The organism is Streptomyces avermitilis MA-4680 = NBRC 14893 (genome assembly GCF_000009765.2).
Taxonomy (GTDB): Bacteria; Actinomycetota; Actinomycetes; order Streptomycetales; family Streptomycetaceae; genus Streptomyces; species Streptomyces avermitilis.
In genome coordinates, this window is record NC_003155.5 from 5930514 (window position 1) to 5947593 (window position 17080).

Annotated in this window: 16 protein-coding genes; 13 read left to right on the forward strand and 3 right to left on the reverse strand. The window is 70.7% G+C overall.

Annotation, left to right across the window (positions count from 1 at the left end):
* Positions 1-232: 232 nt before the first annotated feature.
* The 3 genes from SAVERM_RS25170 to SAVERM_RS25180 form a co-directional block, all read right to left on the reverse strand.
* Positions 233-892 (reverse strand): response regulator transcription factor, encoded by a 660-nt coding sequence (locus SAVERM_RS25170; protein WP_037648042.1) that lies wholly within the window; start codon positions 890-892, stop codon positions 233-235.
* A gap of 525 nt (positions 893-1417) precedes the next feature.
* Entirely contained in the window at positions 1418-2767 is a 1350-nt protein-coding gene (locus SAVERM_RS25175; protein ID WP_037648039.1) for a sensor histidine kinase, read from the reverse strand.
* A gap of 377 nt (positions 2768-3144) precedes the next feature.
* Entirely contained in the window at positions 3145-4386 is a 1242-nt protein-coding gene (locus SAVERM_RS25180) for a sensor histidine kinase (RefSeq protein WP_010986300.1), read from the reverse strand.
* A 253-nt stretch (positions 4387-4639) separates the two neighbouring features.
* Between SAVERM_RS25180 and SAVERM_RS25185 the strand changes: the two genes are divergently transcribed.
* From SAVERM_RS25185 to SAVERM_RS25245, 13 genes are all read left to right on the forward strand, one after another.
* Entirely contained in the window at positions 4640-5080 is a 441-nt protein-coding gene (locus SAVERM_RS25185) for an NADH-quinone oxidoreductase subunit A (RefSeq protein WP_010986301.1), read from the forward strand.
* Positions 5071-5682, forward strand: coding sequence for an NADH-quinone oxidoreductase subunit B (locus SAVERM_RS25190; protein ID WP_010986302.1), 612 nt, complete (start codon positions 5071-5073; stop codon positions 5680-5682). Before SAVERM_RS25185 ends, SAVERM_RS25190 begins: the two co-directional genes overlap by 10 nt.
* Positions 5679-7193, forward strand: a complete 1515-nt coding sequence (locus SAVERM_RS25195) for an NADH-quinone oxidoreductase subunit C (protein ID WP_010986303.1) — start codon at positions 5679-5681, stop codon at positions 7191-7193. The genes SAVERM_RS25190 and SAVERM_RS25195 overlap by 4 nt, the downstream gene beginning before the upstream one ends.
* Entirely contained in the window at positions 7190-8158 is a 969-nt protein-coding gene (locus tag SAVERM_RS25200) for a complex I subunit 1/NuoH family protein (protein WP_010986304.1), read from the forward strand. The genes SAVERM_RS25195 and SAVERM_RS25200 overlap by 4 nt, the downstream gene beginning before the upstream one ends.
* A gap of 2 nt (positions 8159-8160) precedes the next feature.
* On the forward strand, positions 8161-8811 hold the full coding sequence (locus tag SAVERM_RS25205; RefSeq protein ID WP_010986305.1) for a NuoI/complex I 23 kDa subunit family protein: 651 nt from the start codon (positions 8161-8163) through the stop codon (positions 8809-8811).
* A complete protein-coding gene (locus tag SAVERM_RS25210; protein WP_010986306.1) occupies positions 8808-9431 on the forward strand; it encodes an NADH-quinone oxidoreductase subunit J family protein in 624 nt (207 codons plus the stop codon). Before SAVERM_RS25205 ends, SAVERM_RS25210 begins: the two co-directional genes overlap by 4 nt.
* On the forward strand, positions 9431-9820 hold the full coding sequence (gene nuoK / locus SAVERM_RS25215) for an NADH-quinone oxidoreductase subunit NuoK (protein ID WP_010986307.1): 390 nt from the start codon (positions 9431-9433) through the stop codon (positions 9818-9820). The genes SAVERM_RS25210 and nuoK overlap by 1 nt, the downstream gene beginning before the upstream one ends.
* Positions 9817-11808 (forward strand): NADH-quinone oxidoreductase subunit 5 family protein, encoded by a 1992-nt coding sequence (locus tag SAVERM_RS25220; protein ID WP_010986308.1) that lies wholly within the window; start codon positions 9817-9819, stop codon positions 11806-11808. The genes nuoK and SAVERM_RS25220 overlap by 4 nt, the downstream gene beginning before the upstream one ends.
* Before the next feature lie 6 nt (positions 11809-11814).
* Positions 11815-13398 carry an NADH-quinone oxidoreductase subunit M gene (locus tag SAVERM_RS25225; RefSeq protein WP_010986309.1) on the forward strand — a complete coding sequence of 528 codons (1584 nt, stop codon included), beginning with the start codon at positions 11815-11817 and terminating at the stop codon, positions 13396-13398.
* Positions 13395-14894, forward strand: coding sequence for an NADH-quinone oxidoreductase subunit N (locus SAVERM_RS25230; RefSeq protein WP_010986310.1), 1500 nt, complete (start codon positions 13395-13397; stop codon positions 14892-14894). Before SAVERM_RS25225 ends, SAVERM_RS25230 begins: the two co-directional genes overlap by 4 nt.
* Positions 14895-15106: 212 nt before the next feature.
* The gene (gene htpX / locus SAVERM_RS25235; RefSeq protein WP_010986311.1) at positions 15107-15970 is read left to right on the forward strand and encodes a zinc metalloprotease HtpX; all 864 of its coding nucleotides are present in this window, start codon (positions 15107-15109) and stop codon (positions 15968-15970) included.
* Positions 15967-16359, forward strand: coding sequence for a YccF domain-containing protein (locus SAVERM_RS25240; RefSeq protein ID WP_010986312.1), 393 nt, complete (start codon positions 15967-15969; stop codon positions 16357-16359). The genes htpX and SAVERM_RS25240 overlap by 4 nt, the downstream gene beginning before the upstream one ends.
* 126 nt (positions 16360-16485) lie before the next feature.
* The gene (locus tag SAVERM_RS25245; protein ID WP_010986313.1) at positions 16486-17052 is read left to right on the forward strand and encodes an SMI1/KNR4 family protein; all 567 of its coding nucleotides are present in this window, start codon (positions 16486-16488) and stop codon (positions 17050-17052) included.
* The last annotated feature ends 28 nt before the right edge of the window (positions 17053-17080 follow it).

A 17080-nucleotide genomic window follows, 5' to 3' on the forward strand; every position in this document is an offset into this window, starting at 1 on the left:
CCCAGGGTCAACCCTACGTCGGTAAGGGTCGCCTTCCCTCGGCCGTTCGCATGATGGACGCCGATTTGAGACGGCCGGACACCCTGACTTGTCATGATTTACTCGCCCCCCGGCGCTTCCCCTGAAGACGCTCCGCGCTCATCCTTCGGTTCTGGTGCTCAATGGACTGCCGCATGGCATTCGTTGATTGTCGGACGCGTGACTGACACGTGTCTGACACAGTGTCAGTCGATCAGGAGTTCAGATAGGTGAGCACTGCCAGAACACGCCGGTGATCGCCGTCGCTCGGGGACAATCCGAGCTTCAGGAAGATATTGCTGACGTGTTTTTCGACCGCGCCGTCGCTCACGACCAGCTGTCGGGCGATCGCCGAATTGGTCCGCCCCTCGGCCATCAGGCCCAGCACCTCCCGCTCCCTCGGGGTGAGCCCCGTGAGCACATCCTGCCGACGGCTGCGCCCGAGCAGCTGCGCCACGACCTCCGGATCCAGCGCGGTACCCCCCTGGGCCACCCGGACGACCGCGTCGACGAACTCGCGCACCTCGGCCACCCGGTCCTTGAGCAGATAGCCGACACCGCGGCTGGAACCGGCGAGCAGCTCGGTGGCGTACCGCTCCTCGACGTACTGCGACAGCACGAGCACCCCGACCTCGGGGTGCGCCTTGCGCAGCTGTACGGCCGCCCTGACCCCTTCGTCGGTGTGTGTCGGTGGCATGCGCACGTCCGCCACCACCACGTCCGGCAGCTCGTCCTGGGCCGCCAGCTCGCCGATGGTCTTGATCAGTGCGTCGCCGTCGCCGACACCCGCCACGACGTCATGCCCGCGGTCGGTCAGCAACCGGGTCAGGCCCTCCCTGAGCAGCACTGAATCCTCGGCGATGACCACCCGCACCCTGTCCTCCACGATCCTCGGCCCCCCACACCCCGCCCCAGGCCCGTTGTGGCCCGTACGCCAGTCCCAGCATTCCAGCATTCGGACCCGGACGGGCCCTGGCCACGGGAATACAGGGGTGGGGGTTCCCGATTTCGGACCCCGAGCGGCCGATAACGGATCTTCGGTGGCTGATCGGTGGCTGGTCGGGGGTCGCTCGGGGACAGGCCGATGGCAGGGCGGGCGTCGGTCGGTGGCGGGGCTGGGGGGCCTTGTGGGGGGCGATCGGGTTCGTGAGGGGTGGCACGGGGGTGTCCGCGGGGGTGTCCGCGGGGGTGCCGGGCGGTTTCGAGGGTGGCGCGGGCGGTGTGGGGCGGTTTCGAGGGTGGCGCGCGGGATGTGGGGCGGTTTTGAGGGGGTGTGGGGGTGCGGGGGCGGTTTCGAGGGGGCGCGGAGGTGCAGGTAGGGGGCTCCTGCTGGGGCAGAGGGGGGCGCGGCGGCGCGCGGTCGCTCCCTCGGCGTGGGCCCCCGTGCGCCCCCGGGGCCTCACCCCCGCCAGGGCAGCTCCGCGGTGATCCGAGTGGGCCCGGCCACCGGCGAGTCGACCACCAGAATCCCGTCCACCGCGTCCAGCCGTCCCGCGAGCCCGGCCAGCCCGGACCCGCCGGAGACGTCCGCACCGCCCACCCCGTTGTCCACGACCTGGAGCAGCAGCCGGTTCTCCACCCGCCACACATCCACCGTCGCCCGAGTCGCCCGGGCGTGTTTGCTGACGTTCTGGAGCAGCTCGGACACCGTGAAGTACGCGATCCCCTCGATCGCCGGCGCCGGCCGCGCGGGCAGATCCACCTCGACCTGCACCGGCACCGTGCAGCGCGAGGCCACGGCGGACAGCGCCGCGTCCAGCCCCCGGTCCGTCAGCACCGCCGGATGGATCCCGCGCGCCAGATCCCGCAGCTCCTGCAACGCCGTCTTCACCTCGCCGTGCGCCTCGTCCACCATCCGTGCCGCCTCCCGCGGATCCTCCGCCAGCTTCTCCTTGGCCAGACCGAGGTCCATGGCGAGAGCCACCAGGCGGGCCTGCGCCCCGTCGTGCAGATCGCGTTCGATGCGCCGCAGATCGGCGGCGGCCGTGTCGATCACCACGCCACGGTCCGACTCCAGCTCCACCACCCGTGTGGCCAGCCGCGAAGGGCCGAGCAGCCCGTGCACCAGCAACCGGTCGACCGTGGTCAGCGCCCGCACGATCCAGGGCGTCGCCATCGTGAACAACAGCCCCACCAGGGCGGTCACCGTGATCTCGAACGGGTTGTCGAGGTAGATGCTGTGCGCCTGGTCGCCGTACAGCTGAAGGCCGCCCTGGCCGCCGTACATCGGAAAGACCCAGAACCACAGCGGGTACGTCAGCAGCGCCCACCCGTACGCCCAGAAGTTCAGCGCCACGACGAACGCGAACACGGCCCACGGGAACTGGAGCACCGCGTACAGCAGATGCCGCCACGACGCCCCGCTCTTGAGCATCGCCCCCATCCACGCCATCGGCCCGTGGCCCTTCATCCGCAGCGGCTCCGGATCGGCCACCTCAAGGCCCAGCAGCCGCCGCGCCCGCGCCCGCTCCAGCACTCCGAAACCGCGGCATCCGGCCAGTGCCGCCGCCAGCACCGGGATCCCCAGGAACGTGACCAGCAGTCCGGCGCCGAGCGCGAACATCGTGACGGCGTATATGAACATCGCGATGCCGACCGGCAGACCGAGCATCAGATAGCCGAACTCGCGCCAGCTACGGGCCTCGATCGGCGCCCTCAACGGTGCCGGGAGCCGGTGCCGTCGCTCCCCGGCGCCCGGGGATCCAGGGCTGTCCCAGTCTCCGTATCCCTGCCCGTACTGCGTGGCCATCGGCGTCATCCGTTCTGCTCGGTCCTGCTCGGTCCTGCGCGTTCCCACTCGTGTTGCGCGTTCCGCTCGTGTTGCTCGTTCCGCTGGTGCTGCTCGTGTTGCTGGTCCCGCTCGTGCTGCTTCTCGGCTTCTACGTCCACCTTGCTGGCCGCGCGCCCGCCGGACCATGGAGCGCGTCGGCGTCCTGGGCCGGGGGTTTTCCCTACCTCCGCGCCGCGCGTATGAAGAAGCGGCCGTACGCCCCGCGTACGACCGCCCCACCCCGCCCGCTCCGGCTCGTCCTCCGAGTCGGACCGGCTGCCCGTGTCGGTTCGTCCTCCGAGTCGGACCCGCCGGCCTGTGACGGCTCACCCCGGCTCACGCCCGGCCGTGTGCGGCTACGGCCGGGGTTCCTCCCGCCGGTCGCGCCACGGCAGTTCCGCCGTGATCGTGGTCGGGCCGCCCACCGGCGACTCGATGACGAACAGCCCGTCGACCGCGCCGAGCCGGTCCGCGAGCCCCGCCATCCCCGTACCGCCTCCGACGTCGGCCCCGCCCCGCCCGTCGTCCCACACCTGTATGAGCAGCCGCTGGTCCGCCCGCCACACATCGACGGACGCCGAACGGGCCCCGCTGTGCTTGCTGACGTTCTGCAGCAGCTCGGAGACCGTGAAGTACGCGATGCCCTCGATGGCCGCGGCCGGTCTCGTCGGCAGGTCGGCGGTCACCTTCACCGGCACCGTGCAGCGAGAGGCGACGGACGACAGCGCGGCGTCGAGACCGCGGTCGGTGAGGACCGCGGGGTGGATGCCACGCGCGAGGTCGCGCAGCTCCTGGAGCGCGAGCTTCACCTCGCCGTGCGCCTCGTCCACCATGGCCGCGACGCTTTCGTCGGCCTGGCCCTCCAGCAACTTCTCCTTGGCCAGACCGAGCCCCATCGCCAGGTTCACCAGCCGCGCCTGCGCCCCGTCGTGCAGATCGCGTTCGATGCGCCGCAGGTCGGCGGCCGCCGTGTCCACGACGACCCCGCGGTCCGACTCCAACTCGGCGATGCGCTGCTCCAGTTCGTCGGAGGGGGAGAGCAGCACGCGCACCATCGCCCGGTCCACACTGGTCAGCCCGCGCGCGATGAACGGCAGCACCGGCCACGCGACGAACAGCGACACCAACGTGACCGAGAAGGTCACGACGCCCCAGGGCAGCCGGATGAACTCGTACAGGAACGTCCGCCAGCCCACCGGGTCCTTCAGCCCCATCCACAACTGCTGGAACAGCCCACCACTGCCCTTGCGCAACGGCAGCGGACTCGGCTCGTCCACCCGCACATCGAGCAGCAGCCTGGCCCGGGCCCGCTCCACCTTGCCCAGCTGCCGCGCCCCCAACAGCCCGGCCGCGAGCAACGGGAAACCGATCACGGTCACCGTCAGCCCAGCCCCCGTGAACAGCACCGTCACGACATAGGTGAAGCCGATCAGCGCCATCGGCAGGTTCGCGAGGAGATGCGCGATCTCCCGCCAGGTGTGCCCGTCCAGGGCGAGACGCAGGGGCGGCAGCCGCTCGCCGTCCCGGGTGTCCCGGCTGCCAGGGAGCGGCAGCCGCTCGCCTTCCCGGAGGCCGGGGCTTGTGATGCGTTCGGTCATAGCCGTCAGCGTGCCTGGCGGCGAGCCGCGGCGCCATGAGGTGGACCGCCACGATCCACTGGGGAAAACCCCACCCCGGGCTTCACCCTGGGTCCCGCCCCGGACCCCTTGGATCAGGTCAGGGACCCCTTTGATCAGGTCTGGGCACGACGGGCTGCTTACCCTTTCTTTAGCAGGCCCTAGACTCCCGTGCGTACAGATCGTCGAACACAGGGTTCACGCGAGTCACAGGGTCAAGGAGTAAGGGGCTGAGGTGCCGGAGCCGACCGTCGTCACGGGGACCGGGGCTGGGACCGCTGGGAATGCGGTCGCGGCGGACCACCTCCAGTCCTATTTCCACTCCTATTCGGTCGTGGGACTGCTCGCCGTCGTCGGTGTGCTGTTCGTCGCCGTGGCCTTCGGGGCGGGACACCTGCTGCGGCCCGTGGTCCCCACCCCCGAGAAACTCCTGACCTACGAGTGCGGAGTCGATCCCGTCGGCGAGGGCTGGGCCCACACCCAGGTCCGCTACTACGTCTACGCGTTCCTGTACGTGATCTTCGCGGTCGACTCGATCTTCCTCTTCCCCTGGGCGACGGTCTTCGCCGCGCCCGGCTACGGCGCGGCGACGCTCGTGGAAATGTTCATCTTCCTGGGCTTCCTGGCCGTCGGCCTGCTGTACGCATACAAGAAGGGCGTCCTGGCATGGACGTGACCCCCGAACCTGTTCTGCTCCCGGAGCCGAAGCGGCTGGGCGCACTCGCCCGCCTGGCACCCGAGCCGATGAAGGTGGTCCTGAACTGGGGCCGCCGCTACTCGCTCTGGGTCTTCAACTTCGGCCTGGCCTGCTGCGCGATCGAGTTCATCGCCGCGTCGATGGCCCGGCACGACTTCATCCGCCTCGGTGTGATCCCGTTCGCGCCCGGGCCGCGCCAGGCCGACCTGATGGTCGTCTCGGGCACGGTCACGGACAAGATGGCCCCGGCCGTCAAGCGGCTGTACGAGCAGATGCCCGAGCCGAAGTACGTCATCTCGTTCGGCGCCTGCTCGAACTGCGGCGGCCCGTACTGGGACTCGTACTCCGTGACCAAGGGCGTCGACCAGATCATCCCGGTCGACGTGTACGTACCCGGCTGCCCGCCCCGCCCCGAGGCACTGCTCCAAGGCATCCTCAAGCTCCAGGAGAAGATCGCACGGGAGTCGCTGAGCGAGCGGTACGGCTCGCCCCGCCCTTCGGCGGCCGCACTCCAGAGCGACCTGGTCCGGCCGCCGGCCGCGGGCACAGGCGCGGGCACGGCCGAGGGGGGCGCCCGATGACTGCCGTCGGCTGGCTCCCCGCTCCCGCCGAGGAGCTCTTCGGTACGGAGGCCACGGCCGAGGCGTCGTACGAGGTCCTGACGGTCGACGTACCCCCGACCTCCTGGATCTCCGCCCTGGAGACGGCACGCGACGCTCTGGGCTGCACCTACTTCGACTGGCTGAGCGCGGTCGACGAACCGGGCAGGGGATTCCTGGTCTCGGCCCACGTCGTCGCCCTGCCCTCACCCCCGTCCCCGTCTCAGCCCCCGTCCCCATCCCCGTCTCAGCCTCCGTCTCCGTCTTCGGTGCGCCGCCTCCTCGTCCGTACGACGGTCCCGCACGAGGCGCCCGTCCTCCCCACCGCCGTGGGGGTCTACGCGGGCGCGGGCTGGCACGAGCGCGAGACCCACGAGATGTTCGGCGTGACCTTCGAGGGCCACCCGGCGCTGGACCCCCTGCTCCTGCCCGAGGGCTTCGAGGGCCACCCCCTTCGCAAGGACTTCGTGCTGGCCGCGCGGGTGGCCAAGGCGTGGCCCGGTGCGAAGGAACCGGGCGAGTCGGACCACGGAGGCCCGAAGCGCCGCCAGATGCTCCCCCCGGGCGTCCCCGACCCGAACGACTGGGGCCCGCTGAAGGGCCAACTCCCCCCGGCCCCGGCCCGCCCGGCGCGCGGCGCGGCCCGGGCGGCAGGCGAACGCCCGGCCCGCGCCGCAGGCGAACGCCCCGTCCGCCGCACGCGTACGGCGGGGGAGGGCTCGGCGAGCCAGGCGGCGGCGCCCGCGACCCCGCCCCCCACAGAGGCGCCGTCCACGCCCCGCCGCGCGCGAACCGTGTCCGAGGGATCGGTGAGCCAGACGGCCACGCCCGGCACCACCCCCGACGCCTCCACGGAGGTTCCGACTGCACCGCGCCGCGCGCGAACCGCTTCCGAGGGCTCGGTGACGCAGCGCCCGTCGGCTACGGAGCCGACGCCGCCCGCGGCCGGCCCGCGCCGCGCACGCAGCGCGAGCGAGGGCTCGGCGACGCAGCGGGTGCGGCCCGATACGGCCAAGGCGGCCGATACGGCCAAGGCGGCCGATACGGCCAAGGCGGCCGATACGGCCAAGGCGGCCGAGGCGACTGACGCGGCCGACGCACCCGCACCGGCCGACACACCCGCACCGGCCGGCACCGGCGAGGACGCGCCGACGGCGGCGCGCACCACCCCGAAGCCCGCCCCGCGCAGCTCGGACGCCCCCTGGCACCACGCCCGCCCCGCCTTCGACGAGCCCGAAGCCGAAGCCGCACCCGAACCCACCCCGAAACCCCCGACCGAGACCGGCGCGGGCGGGGCGGATGCAGACGCGGATGCGGATGCGAACGCGGATACGGCCGGTGCCGGTTCCGGCGCCGACGCGGCCGACGCCGGTGCCGAAGCCGGTACCGACGCGGCCGACGCCGACTCCGAAGTCCGCCCCGCCGGCCCCCGCCCGGAGACGTCCCCGGACACGACCCCCACCCCCGAAGACCCCACAGGAGGCCGGCAGTGAACGACGCTCTCGACGTCGCCCTGCGACTCCTCGTGGTGTTCGTCGTGTTCCTGACGTTCCCCCTGATCGTGGGTCAGACGGAGCACAAGGTGATGGCGCACATGCAGGGCCGCCTCGGCCCGATGTACGCCGGCGGCTTCCACGGCTGGGCCCAACTCGTCGCCGACGGTGTGAAGTTCGCGCAGAAGGAAGACGTCGTACCGGCCGGCGCGGACCGCCGCATCTTCCAGCTCGCCCCCGCCGTGGCCCTCCTTCCGTACCTCCTGGTGCTCCTCGCCATCCCCATCGGACCGGGCGAAGGCGCCGTCGGCGAGGTCGTCGACGCGGGCATCTTCTTCGTCCTCGCGGTGATGGGCGTAGGAGTCCTCGGCTCCCTCATGGCCGGCTGGGCCTCCGCCAACAAGTTCTCCCTCCTCGGCGGCCTCCGCACAGCCGCCCAGCTCCTCGCCTACGAACTCCCGATGCTGCTCACCGCCGCCTCGGTGGCGATGGCGGCCGGCACAGTCTCCCTCCTCGGCATCGTCGACGCCTTCCAGTGGTGGTGGCTGCCCTGGCAGATCGTCGGCGCGATCGTCTTCTTCGTAGCCGGCCTCGCCGAGCTCCAACGACCCCCCTTCGACATGCCCGTCGCCGACTCGGAGATCATCTTCGGCGCGTACACGGAGTACACCGGTCTCCGCTTCGCGCTGTTCCTCCTCGCCGAGTACGCCGGAATCGTCGTCCTGTGCGGCCTGACCACCGTCCTCTTCCTGGGCGGCTGGCACGGCCCCTGGGGTGCCGACGGCCTCGGCTGGGTCTGGACCCTGCTGAAGACCGCGCTCCTCGCCTTCGTCGTGATCTGGCTGCGCGTCACCTACCCCCGCCTCCGCGAGGACCAGCTCCAAAAACTCTCCTGGACCCTCCTCGTTCCGCTCTCCCTCGCCCAGATCGCCCTCACCGGCATCGTCAAGGTGGTGATCTCGTAACCATGGCCCCCATTCCTGGCTCCGGCCTCGCCAAGGGCCTGGCCGTCACCCTCCGCACGATGACGAAGAAGACCGTCACCGCGCAGTACCCGGACGCCCAGCCCGAACTCCCGCCCCGCTCCCGCGGCGTCATCGGCCTCTTCGAGGAGAACTGCACGGTCTGCATGCTGTGCGCCCGCGAGTGCCCGGACTGGTGCATCTACATCGACTCCCACAAGGAGACGGTCCCGCCCGCCGCCCCCGGCGGCCGCGAGCGCAGCCGCAACGTCCTCGACCGCTTCGCCATCGACTTCTCCCTCTGCATGTACTGCGGTATCTGCATCGAGGTCTGCCCCTTCGACGCCCTGTTCTGGTCACCGGAGTTCGAGTACGCCGAGACCGACATCCACGAACTCACCCACGAGCGCGACAAGCTCCGCGAGTGGATGTGGACCGTCCCGGCCCCGCCGGCCCTCGACCCCGCCGCCGAGGAACCGAAGGAGATCGCCGCAGCCCGCAAAACCGCGGAGAAGCTCGCGGCAGCACAGGCCGCGGCAGCACAGACTGATGCGGCGCAGGCCGAGGCAGCGCAGGCCGAGGCAGCTGCCGAGGCCGGGTCCGCCGCCGAAGGCGCGCCCGACGCCGCCCCGAAGCCGCAGGAGGGAGAAGCGTGACCCCCGCAGCAGCTCACGTCGCGACCGCGGTCGCCGCCGAATCCCACGGCTTCCTCTCCCCGACCGGCATCGAGATCGCCTTCCTCCTCGTCGGCCTCGTCACCTTCGGCGCCGCGATCGTCACCGTCACCACCAAGCAGCTCGTACATGCCGCCCTGTGGCTGGTGGCGACCCTCGGCGGTCTCGCCGTGGAGTACCTCCTGCTCACCGCCGAGTTCATCGCCTGGGTGCAGGTCCTCATCTACGTCGGCTCCGTCGTCGTCCTCCTCCTGTTCGGTCTGATGCTCACCAAGGCCCCCATCGGCCGCTCCCCGGACGCCGACTCCGGCAACCGCTGGGCCGCCCTCACCGTGGCCGTCGCCTCCGCCGCCACCCTGGTCTGGGTCGTCGTCGACGCCTTCCGCACGACGTGGCTCGACCTGAACGGCGCCGCCGCCGGCTCCACCGCCGTCACCGGCGCGAGCCTCTTCCAGAACTGGGTCCTTCCCTTCGAAGCCCTTTCCGTCCTCCTCCTCGCCGCCCTGGTCGGCGCGATCGTCCTCTCCCGCAAGGCGAAGGCGGACGCGGCGACCACCACGAGCCTCCCGAGCGCCCGGAGCGAAAAGGAAGGGGCCCGCTGATGCACCTCGCCTATCCCGCCGTGCTCTCCGCCCTCCTCTTCTCCACGGGCCTGTACGGCGTCCTCGCCCGCCGTAACGCGATCCTGGTCCTGATGTCCGTCGAGCTGATGCTCAACGCCGTCAACCTCAACCTCGTCGCCTTCGACGTCTGGCTGTCCAAGACCGCCCGGGACACCCTTCACTCCGGCCAGGCCCTCACCCTGTTCACCATCGCCATCGCCGCCGCCGAGATCGGCATCGGCCTGGCGATCGTCCTCGCCGTCTACCGAAACCGCGGCACCTCGGACATCGACAAGCTCCGCGACACCGCCGAGGGCCCCGAGCCCGACGGCCCCGGAACCGACGGCTCCGCACCCACCGCGGCCGAGAAGGCTGAGGCCACCGCGTGACCACGACCACCCTCGCCGTCCTCGTCCCCCTCCTTCCGTTCCTGGCCGCCGCGGCCGGCCTCCTGCTGGGCCGCACGGCACCCGGCTTCGTACGCCCCCTCGCCGTCCTGCCGACCCTGACAGCGTTCGCCCTCGCCGTGGTGGTCGCCGTACGCCAGGGCGGCGGCCAGGCCATCGACGCCGCCACCGAGCTCACGCCCACCGGCTCGGTCCCCATCGAGCTCGCCCTGCACATCGACGGCTTCGCCGCCCTCGTCGCCGTCCTGGTCGGCCTGGTCGCGTCCTGCGTGCAGATCTACTCGACGGGCTATCTGCGCGACGACCCGCGCTACCCCTCGTACTCCGCTCTCGTCTCCCTCTTCACCTCCGCGATGCTGCTCGTCGTCTACTCCGGCGACCTGATGCTGCTCCTGGTCGGCTGGGAGATCATGGGCATCTGCTCGTACTTCCTGGTCGGCCACTACTGGGAGACGTCCGAAGCACGCGCCGCCTCCATCAAGGCCTTCCTGGTCACCAAGCTCGGCGACGTCCCCTTCCTCATCGGCCTGTTCGCCCTCGCCACCGACGCCGGGTCCTTCCGCATCACGAAGGTCCTCGGCGCCGTCGCGAACGGCGGACTCGACCACCCGACGCTGATCGCCCTGCTCCTCCTCGCCGGTGTGGCGGGCAAGTCGGCGCAGTTCCCGCTGCACACCTGGCTCCCCGACGCGATGGCCGGTCCCACGCCCGTCTCCGCGCTGATCCACGCCGCGACGATGGTCGCCGCCGGTGTCTACTTCATCGCCCGGCTCCTCCCGGTCTTCGCCGCCTCCTCGGCCGCATTGGTCGTCCTCGCCGTCATGGCCGCCGTCACGATGCTCGGCTCCGGGCTCGCCGCGCTCGCCCAGGACGACATCAAACGCGTCCTCGCGTACTCGACGATCGGCCAGCTCGGCTACATGACCGGCGCTCTCGCCGTCGGCGACCGCGGTGCCGCCGTCTTCCACCTCCTGTCCCACGGCGTCTTCAAGGCGCTGCTGTTCCTCGCGGCGGGCGTGATCATCCACGCGGCCGGTACCAACTCGCTGGCCTCCATGTCCCGGATGAAGGACCTGCGCGCCCGCATCCCCGACGCCTACTGGACGATGACCGTGGCGCTCCTCGCGCTTGCCGCGGTCCCGCCCTTCGCGGGCTTCTTCTCCAAGGAGTCCGTCCTGGGCGCCGCCGAGCACGTCGCCACCGGCCACACCGAGCACGCCCCCGGCGCCGCGGGCTGGATCGTCCTCGTCGCCGCCCTGCTCACCGCCGTACTCACCGCCGCGTACGCGACCCGCCTGTGGCTGCTCGCCTTCCGTGGCCGGGGCGTCGAAGCTCCCGATCACGGCAGGCAGCCCGTGGTGATGACCGCCGTGCTGTGGGTGCTCGCCGTCCCGTCACTCGCCTTCGGACTGGCCTACGGGCTGCTGCCCGACTGGTTCGACGGCCGCGACCTGGCGCCCACCCTCACCACATCGGTCCTCGGCACAGGGCTCGCCCTGACCGGCGGACTCATCACCTACGGCGCCTGGCGGCACACCTCCGCGCTGGCGGTCCGCGTCCCGCTGGGTGCGGTCGTGGCCCACCCCGAGGGCGACGCCGCGCACGTCGAGGCCGAGGCCATCGCCATTCACGAGTCGGTGTACGGAGACGTGGCCTACGCACCCGACCCGGCGGACCCGGGCCGGCTGCTGCTCGGCCCGCTGCACCGCCACGCGGCCGTCGGCTTCCACCTCGACGCCGTGTACGCGACGCTCTTCGTCCGCCCGGTGCAGGCGGCGGCAAGCCTCGTCCGGTTCCTCGACCGTGAGGTCGTCGACACCTACGTAAGCGGCGCGAGCGCCGTGCCCCGGCTGCTCGGCGCGGCCGTACGGCGCGCCCAGACCGGCAATGTGCAGACCTATGTGAGCGCGCTGCTCGCCGGCACCGTCGTCCTGGCGGTCGCCGCCCTCCTCGTCGCCACAGGAGCGTGAGCAGGCGTGATCGATATCAACGAGTCAGTGATGCAGATCCTTCTCGCGTTCATCGTCGTCGGCCCGCTCATCGGGGCCGCCGCCGCTCTTCTGCCGGCCCCGCCCGGGCTGAAGGGGAAGTCGCCCGACCAGGCCGTGCTGCGGCACGGCGTGACCGTCACCGGTGCGGTGCTCATCGCCGCGATCGCCCTGACGCTCGGCTTCGACCACGACCACCCGTCAAAGATGCAGGCCACGACGGACATCAGCTGGATCCCCGCACTCCATGTGCGCATCCACCTCGGCATCGACGGCATTTCCCTCCCCCTTCTGGTCCTGACGGCGCTGCTGACCTTCCTCTGCGCGCTGTACTCCTACTTCAAAATGCCTGCGGGCCCCACCCCTAAGGCCTTCGTCGCGCTCGTCCTCGTCCTCGAGTCCGGCACCCTCGCGACCTTCGCCGTCCTCGATCTGCTGCTGTTCTTCCTCGCGTTCGAGATGGTGCTCATCCCGATGTACTTCCTCATCGCCCGGTGGGGCGGTGCGGAACGCCAGGCCGCGGCCTGGAAGTTCATCCTCTACACACTGCTCGGTTCCGTCGTCATGCTGCTGGGCCTGCTCCTGATCGGAATCAAGGCGGGCACATTCGACATGGTGGCACTCGCCACTGACAACGGCCGGTCGCTGACCACATCCGTGCAGGTCATCGCCGTTTTGGCGATCGGGATCGGGCTCGCGGTCAAGACGCCGATGTGGCCGCTGCACAGCTGGCTCCCGGACGCCCACACCGCCGCGCCGACGGTCGGCTCCGTCCTGCTGGCCGGCGTGCTGCTGAAGATGGGTACGTACGGGTTCGTCCGGATTCTGCTGCCGATCGCGCCCGACGGACTCCGCACCTTCGCGCCGTACCTCGCCGCGTTCGCCGTGGTCGGAATCATCTACGGATCCCTGGCCTGCCTCGCCCTCGCCAAACAGGGCGCGAAGGGCGATCTCAAGCGGCTCATCGCCTACTCCTCCGTCGGCCACATGGGCTTCGTCCTGCTCGGCATCGCGACGATGACCCCGACCGGCGTGAACGGCGCGCTCTTCGCCAACATCGCCCACGGCCTCATCACCGGCCTCCTCTTCTTCCTGGTCGGCGCGCTCAAGGACCGCACCGGCAGCACCGACCTCGACACCCTCGCCGAGAAGACCGGCGCCGCCCTCTACGCCAAGGCCCCACGCCTCGGCGGTCTGCTCGCCTTCGGCGCCGTCGCCTCACTCGGGCTGCCCGGCCTCGCCGGGTTCTGGGGCGAAATGCTCGCTCTGTTCGGCGCGTTCAAGCCCGCCGACGACCTCAGCCGCCCCGCGTTCCTGACGTTCATGGCCATCGCCGCCTTCGGCACCCTGCTCACCGCCGCGTACATGCTCGTCGTCGTGCGCCGCGTCTGCATGGGCGCCGTCCCACAGGAGTCCGGACAGATCTCGACCCTCGCCGACGTGCAGAGCTACGAGTTCGCCGCCTGGACACCGCTCGTCGCCCTCACCGTCGTCGCCGGACTCTGGCCCAGGGCCCTCCTCGGCCTGACCGACCCGGCCGTGCAGCAGCTCCTCGCAGGAGGCACCCGATGAGCTCCCTGGTCCAGTCCGTCGACTGGCTCGCGATCGCCCCGCCCACGCTCGCGGCGGTCGTCGGACTCGTCGTGCTCGTCGCCGACCTCTTCATCGGCGACCACAAGAAGGCGCTCCTCGGATGGGTGTCCGTCGCGGGGCTCGCCGCCTCGGCGCTCCTGCTGCTGCCCCTCCTGGACGGAGACCGCGCCACCTTCTGCCTGACGGGCGACGCGAACACCTGCAGCTACACGGCGGACCACTTCACCCTCGCCATCCAGTTCCTGGTCCTCGGCGGGGCGCTCCTCGCGGCCCTCCTGTCGGTCACCGCCCTGAAGGACGCCGACAGGGAAATTCCCGAAGGGGAATTCTGGTTCCTGCTGCTCTCCTCGGCCGCCGGCGCCGCCCTGCTGCCCGCCTCCCGCGATCTGGCGACCCTCATCGTCGCCCTGGAGGTCGCCTCTCTGCCCGCCTTCGCACTCGTCGGCATCAAGCGCGGCGACAAGAAGTCCTCCGAAGCGGCCCTGAAGTTCTTCCTCTCGTCCGTCACGGCGACCGCGGTCAGCCTCATGGGCGTCAGCTTCGTGTACGCGTCCACGGGCACGCTCTACCTCACCGAGATCGCCCGCAAGATCCAGCACGTCGACGGCCAGCTCCACACGCTCGCCCAGACCGGCGTCGTGCTCACCCTCGTCGGCTTCGCCTTCAAGACGGCCGCCGTCCCCTTCCACTTCTGGGTGCCCGACACCTACGTGGGGGCGCCCCTGCCGATCGCCGCCTACCTGTCCGTCGTCGGCAAGGCGGTCGGCTTCTCCGGGCTGATCCTCGTCACCGTCGTCGCCTTCCCCTCGTACGCGGACGTCTGGGGTCCGGCGCTCGCCGCGCTGGCCGCCCTCACCATGACCGTCGGCAACGTCGGTGCCCTGCGCCAGCAGGCCACGCGCGCGTACAGCGCGGTACGGCTGCTGGCCTGGTCCTCCGTCGGCCAGGCCGGCTACCTCCTGGTGCCGATCGCCGCCGCGGCGTACTCGAAGGACGCCGAGAAGGCCATCGGATCGACCGTGGCGTACGCCCTCATGTACGCGGCCGTGAACCTCGGAGCCTTCGCCGTGGCCGCCCTGGTGGGCCGTACGAAGGTGCTGAACCGCGTCAGCGACTACCGCGGCCTGTACGCCTCGAACCCCCTCGCGGCCCTGCTCCTGGGCTTCTTCCTGCTCTGTCTGGCCGGACTGCCGCCGGGCATCATCGGCCTGTTCGCGAAGGTCACCGTCTTCTCGGCCGCCGTCGACGCGGGCCTTGGCTGGCTGGCCGTGGTGATGGCCGTCAACGTAGTGATCGCGCTCTTCTACTACCTCCAGTGGACGACGCTGCTGTTCCGCGCTCCCGAGGGCGAGCCCGAGAAGCACCGCGTCCCGGCACCGCTGACGGCCGCGATCGCCCTGACCGCCGTGCTGGGAGTCGCCCTCTCCGGAGCGCCCCAGCTGGTCCTGCGCTTCTCGGACACCGGCCTCTTCTGAAATCGGACACCGGCCTCCGCTGAAACCGCGGGGCACGCGCGCGTGGATCGTCATCCGCCACCACCCGGACGGCCCACGCGCGCCGGTGCGCGCACAAGGGAACTAGTGCTCCTCGCCTGGCGTTGACCAGTACGGGAGGGTCCACTGAGAGGTGGAGTCAACAGCATCCGCAGACAAAGGGTTCCCCTGCCGCACCACTTGGAGGGCGTACCGTGCACCGCCGGCACAACGGGCTCAAGACCGCCGTACTCCTCGGGGGACTGTCCGCACTCATCATCGTCATCGGCAGCTTCTTCGGGCGTACGGGTCTGGTCGTCGCACTCTTCATCGCGATCGGCACCAACGCCTACGCGTACTGGAACAGCGACAAGCTGGCTCTACGCGCGATGCGCGCGCGCCCGGTGAGCGAGTTCGAGGCCCCCACGCTGTACCGCATGGTCCGCGAGCTCTCCACCCAGGCCCGCCAGCCCATGCCGCGCCTGTACATCTCTCCCACGGAAGCACCGAACGCGTTCGCGACCGGCCGCAACCCGCGCAACGCGGCCGTGTGCTGCACCGAGGGGATCCTGCGGATCCTGGACGAGCGCGAACTGCGCGGTGTCATCGGCCACGAACTCAGCCACGTCTACAACCGCGACATCCTCATCTCCTCGGTCGCCGGAGCCCTCGCCTCGGTGATCATGTTCCTGGTCAACTTCGCCTGGCTGATCCCGGTCGGCCGCTCCAGCGACGACGACGGCCCCGGCCTCCTGGGCATGCTCCTGATCATGATCCTGGGCCCGCTCGCCGCCACGATCATCCAGCTCGCCATCAGCCGCTCCAGGGAGTACGAGGCGGACGCGTCCGGCGCCCAGCTCACCGGCGACCCCCTCGCCCTCGCCAGCGCCCTCCGCAAGCTCGACGCGGGCATCAAGCAACTGCCACTGCCCCCCGAACCACGTATCGAGACCGCGAGCCACATGATGATCGCGAATCCCTTCCGCCCGGGCCAGGGTCTCTCCAAGATGTTCTCCACCCACCCGCCGATGACGGAGCGCATCGCCCGTCTGGAGCAGATGGCAGGTCGTCACCAGTGAAGACAATCCTGAACGTCATTTGGCTCGTCCTGAGCGGCTTCTGGCTGTTCCTCGGCTACCTGCTCGCGGGTGTGCTCCTCTGCATCACGATCATCGGCATCCCGTTCGGCATCGCCGCATTCCGCATCGGCGTATACGCCCTGTGGCCCTTCGGATATACGACGGTCGAGCGCCGCGACGCGGGCGCGCCCTCCTGTATCGGCAACGTCCTGTGGCTGGTCCTCGCGGGCTGGTGGCTGGCCCTTGCCCACATCGTCACGGGCATCGCCCTGTGCCTCACGATCATCGGCATCCCGTTCGGCATCGCCAACTTCAAGCTGCTCCCCATTTCACTGCTCCCGCTGGGACGCGAAATCGTACGCACGGACGAGCCCTTCGCGACACGCTGACAGAACGGGAACGGGAACGGGAACGGGAACGGGAACGGGGGCCCGGCCGGCGGACCGGAAGGCCCACAGCCCGCCGGTTATCCACAGGCCCGCTCGATTGTCAGTGCCGCGCTGCATGATGAATCCATGACCGAGACCGAGCAGTTGCTGGAGAAGGTGGCGGAAGAGGCCCGCAACACCCGGCCGTGGGGCTGGCCTTCGCTCCCCGAGCCCGTGGACACGGCCGCGCTGGCCCGCGCCGAGGCCGCCCTCGGCTTCCCCTTGCCTCCCCTGCTCGCCGCGCTCTACCTGCGGATAGGAGACGGCGGATTCGGCCCGGAGTACGGCCTGTTGCCCCTGCTCGACAGCCCGCCGTCGGGCGAGCCGGCCGTTGTCCCGCAGTACCTCGCCAACCGCGAGAGCGGCCGCAAGGACCCCGACTGGCCCTGGCCCGAGGGAATCCTGCCGATATCCCACTGGGGCTGTGGAATGTATGCGTGCGTGGACTGCCGCACCCCGCAGGGCACGGTCCTGCTCTTCGAGCCGAACGCCGACGACGCCCACCACGCCTGGTACGTGGACGCGCCCGGACTCGCGGAGTGGCTGCGCACCTGGCTGGACGGAACAGGCTGGTACGACGAGTCCAATGACGATATGGACCTGGCCCCTTGGGCCGACTTCCATATACGCACGGACGCCGCGCGGACCTCCTAGCCGAGCGCCCCACACCCACGTCGGCTAC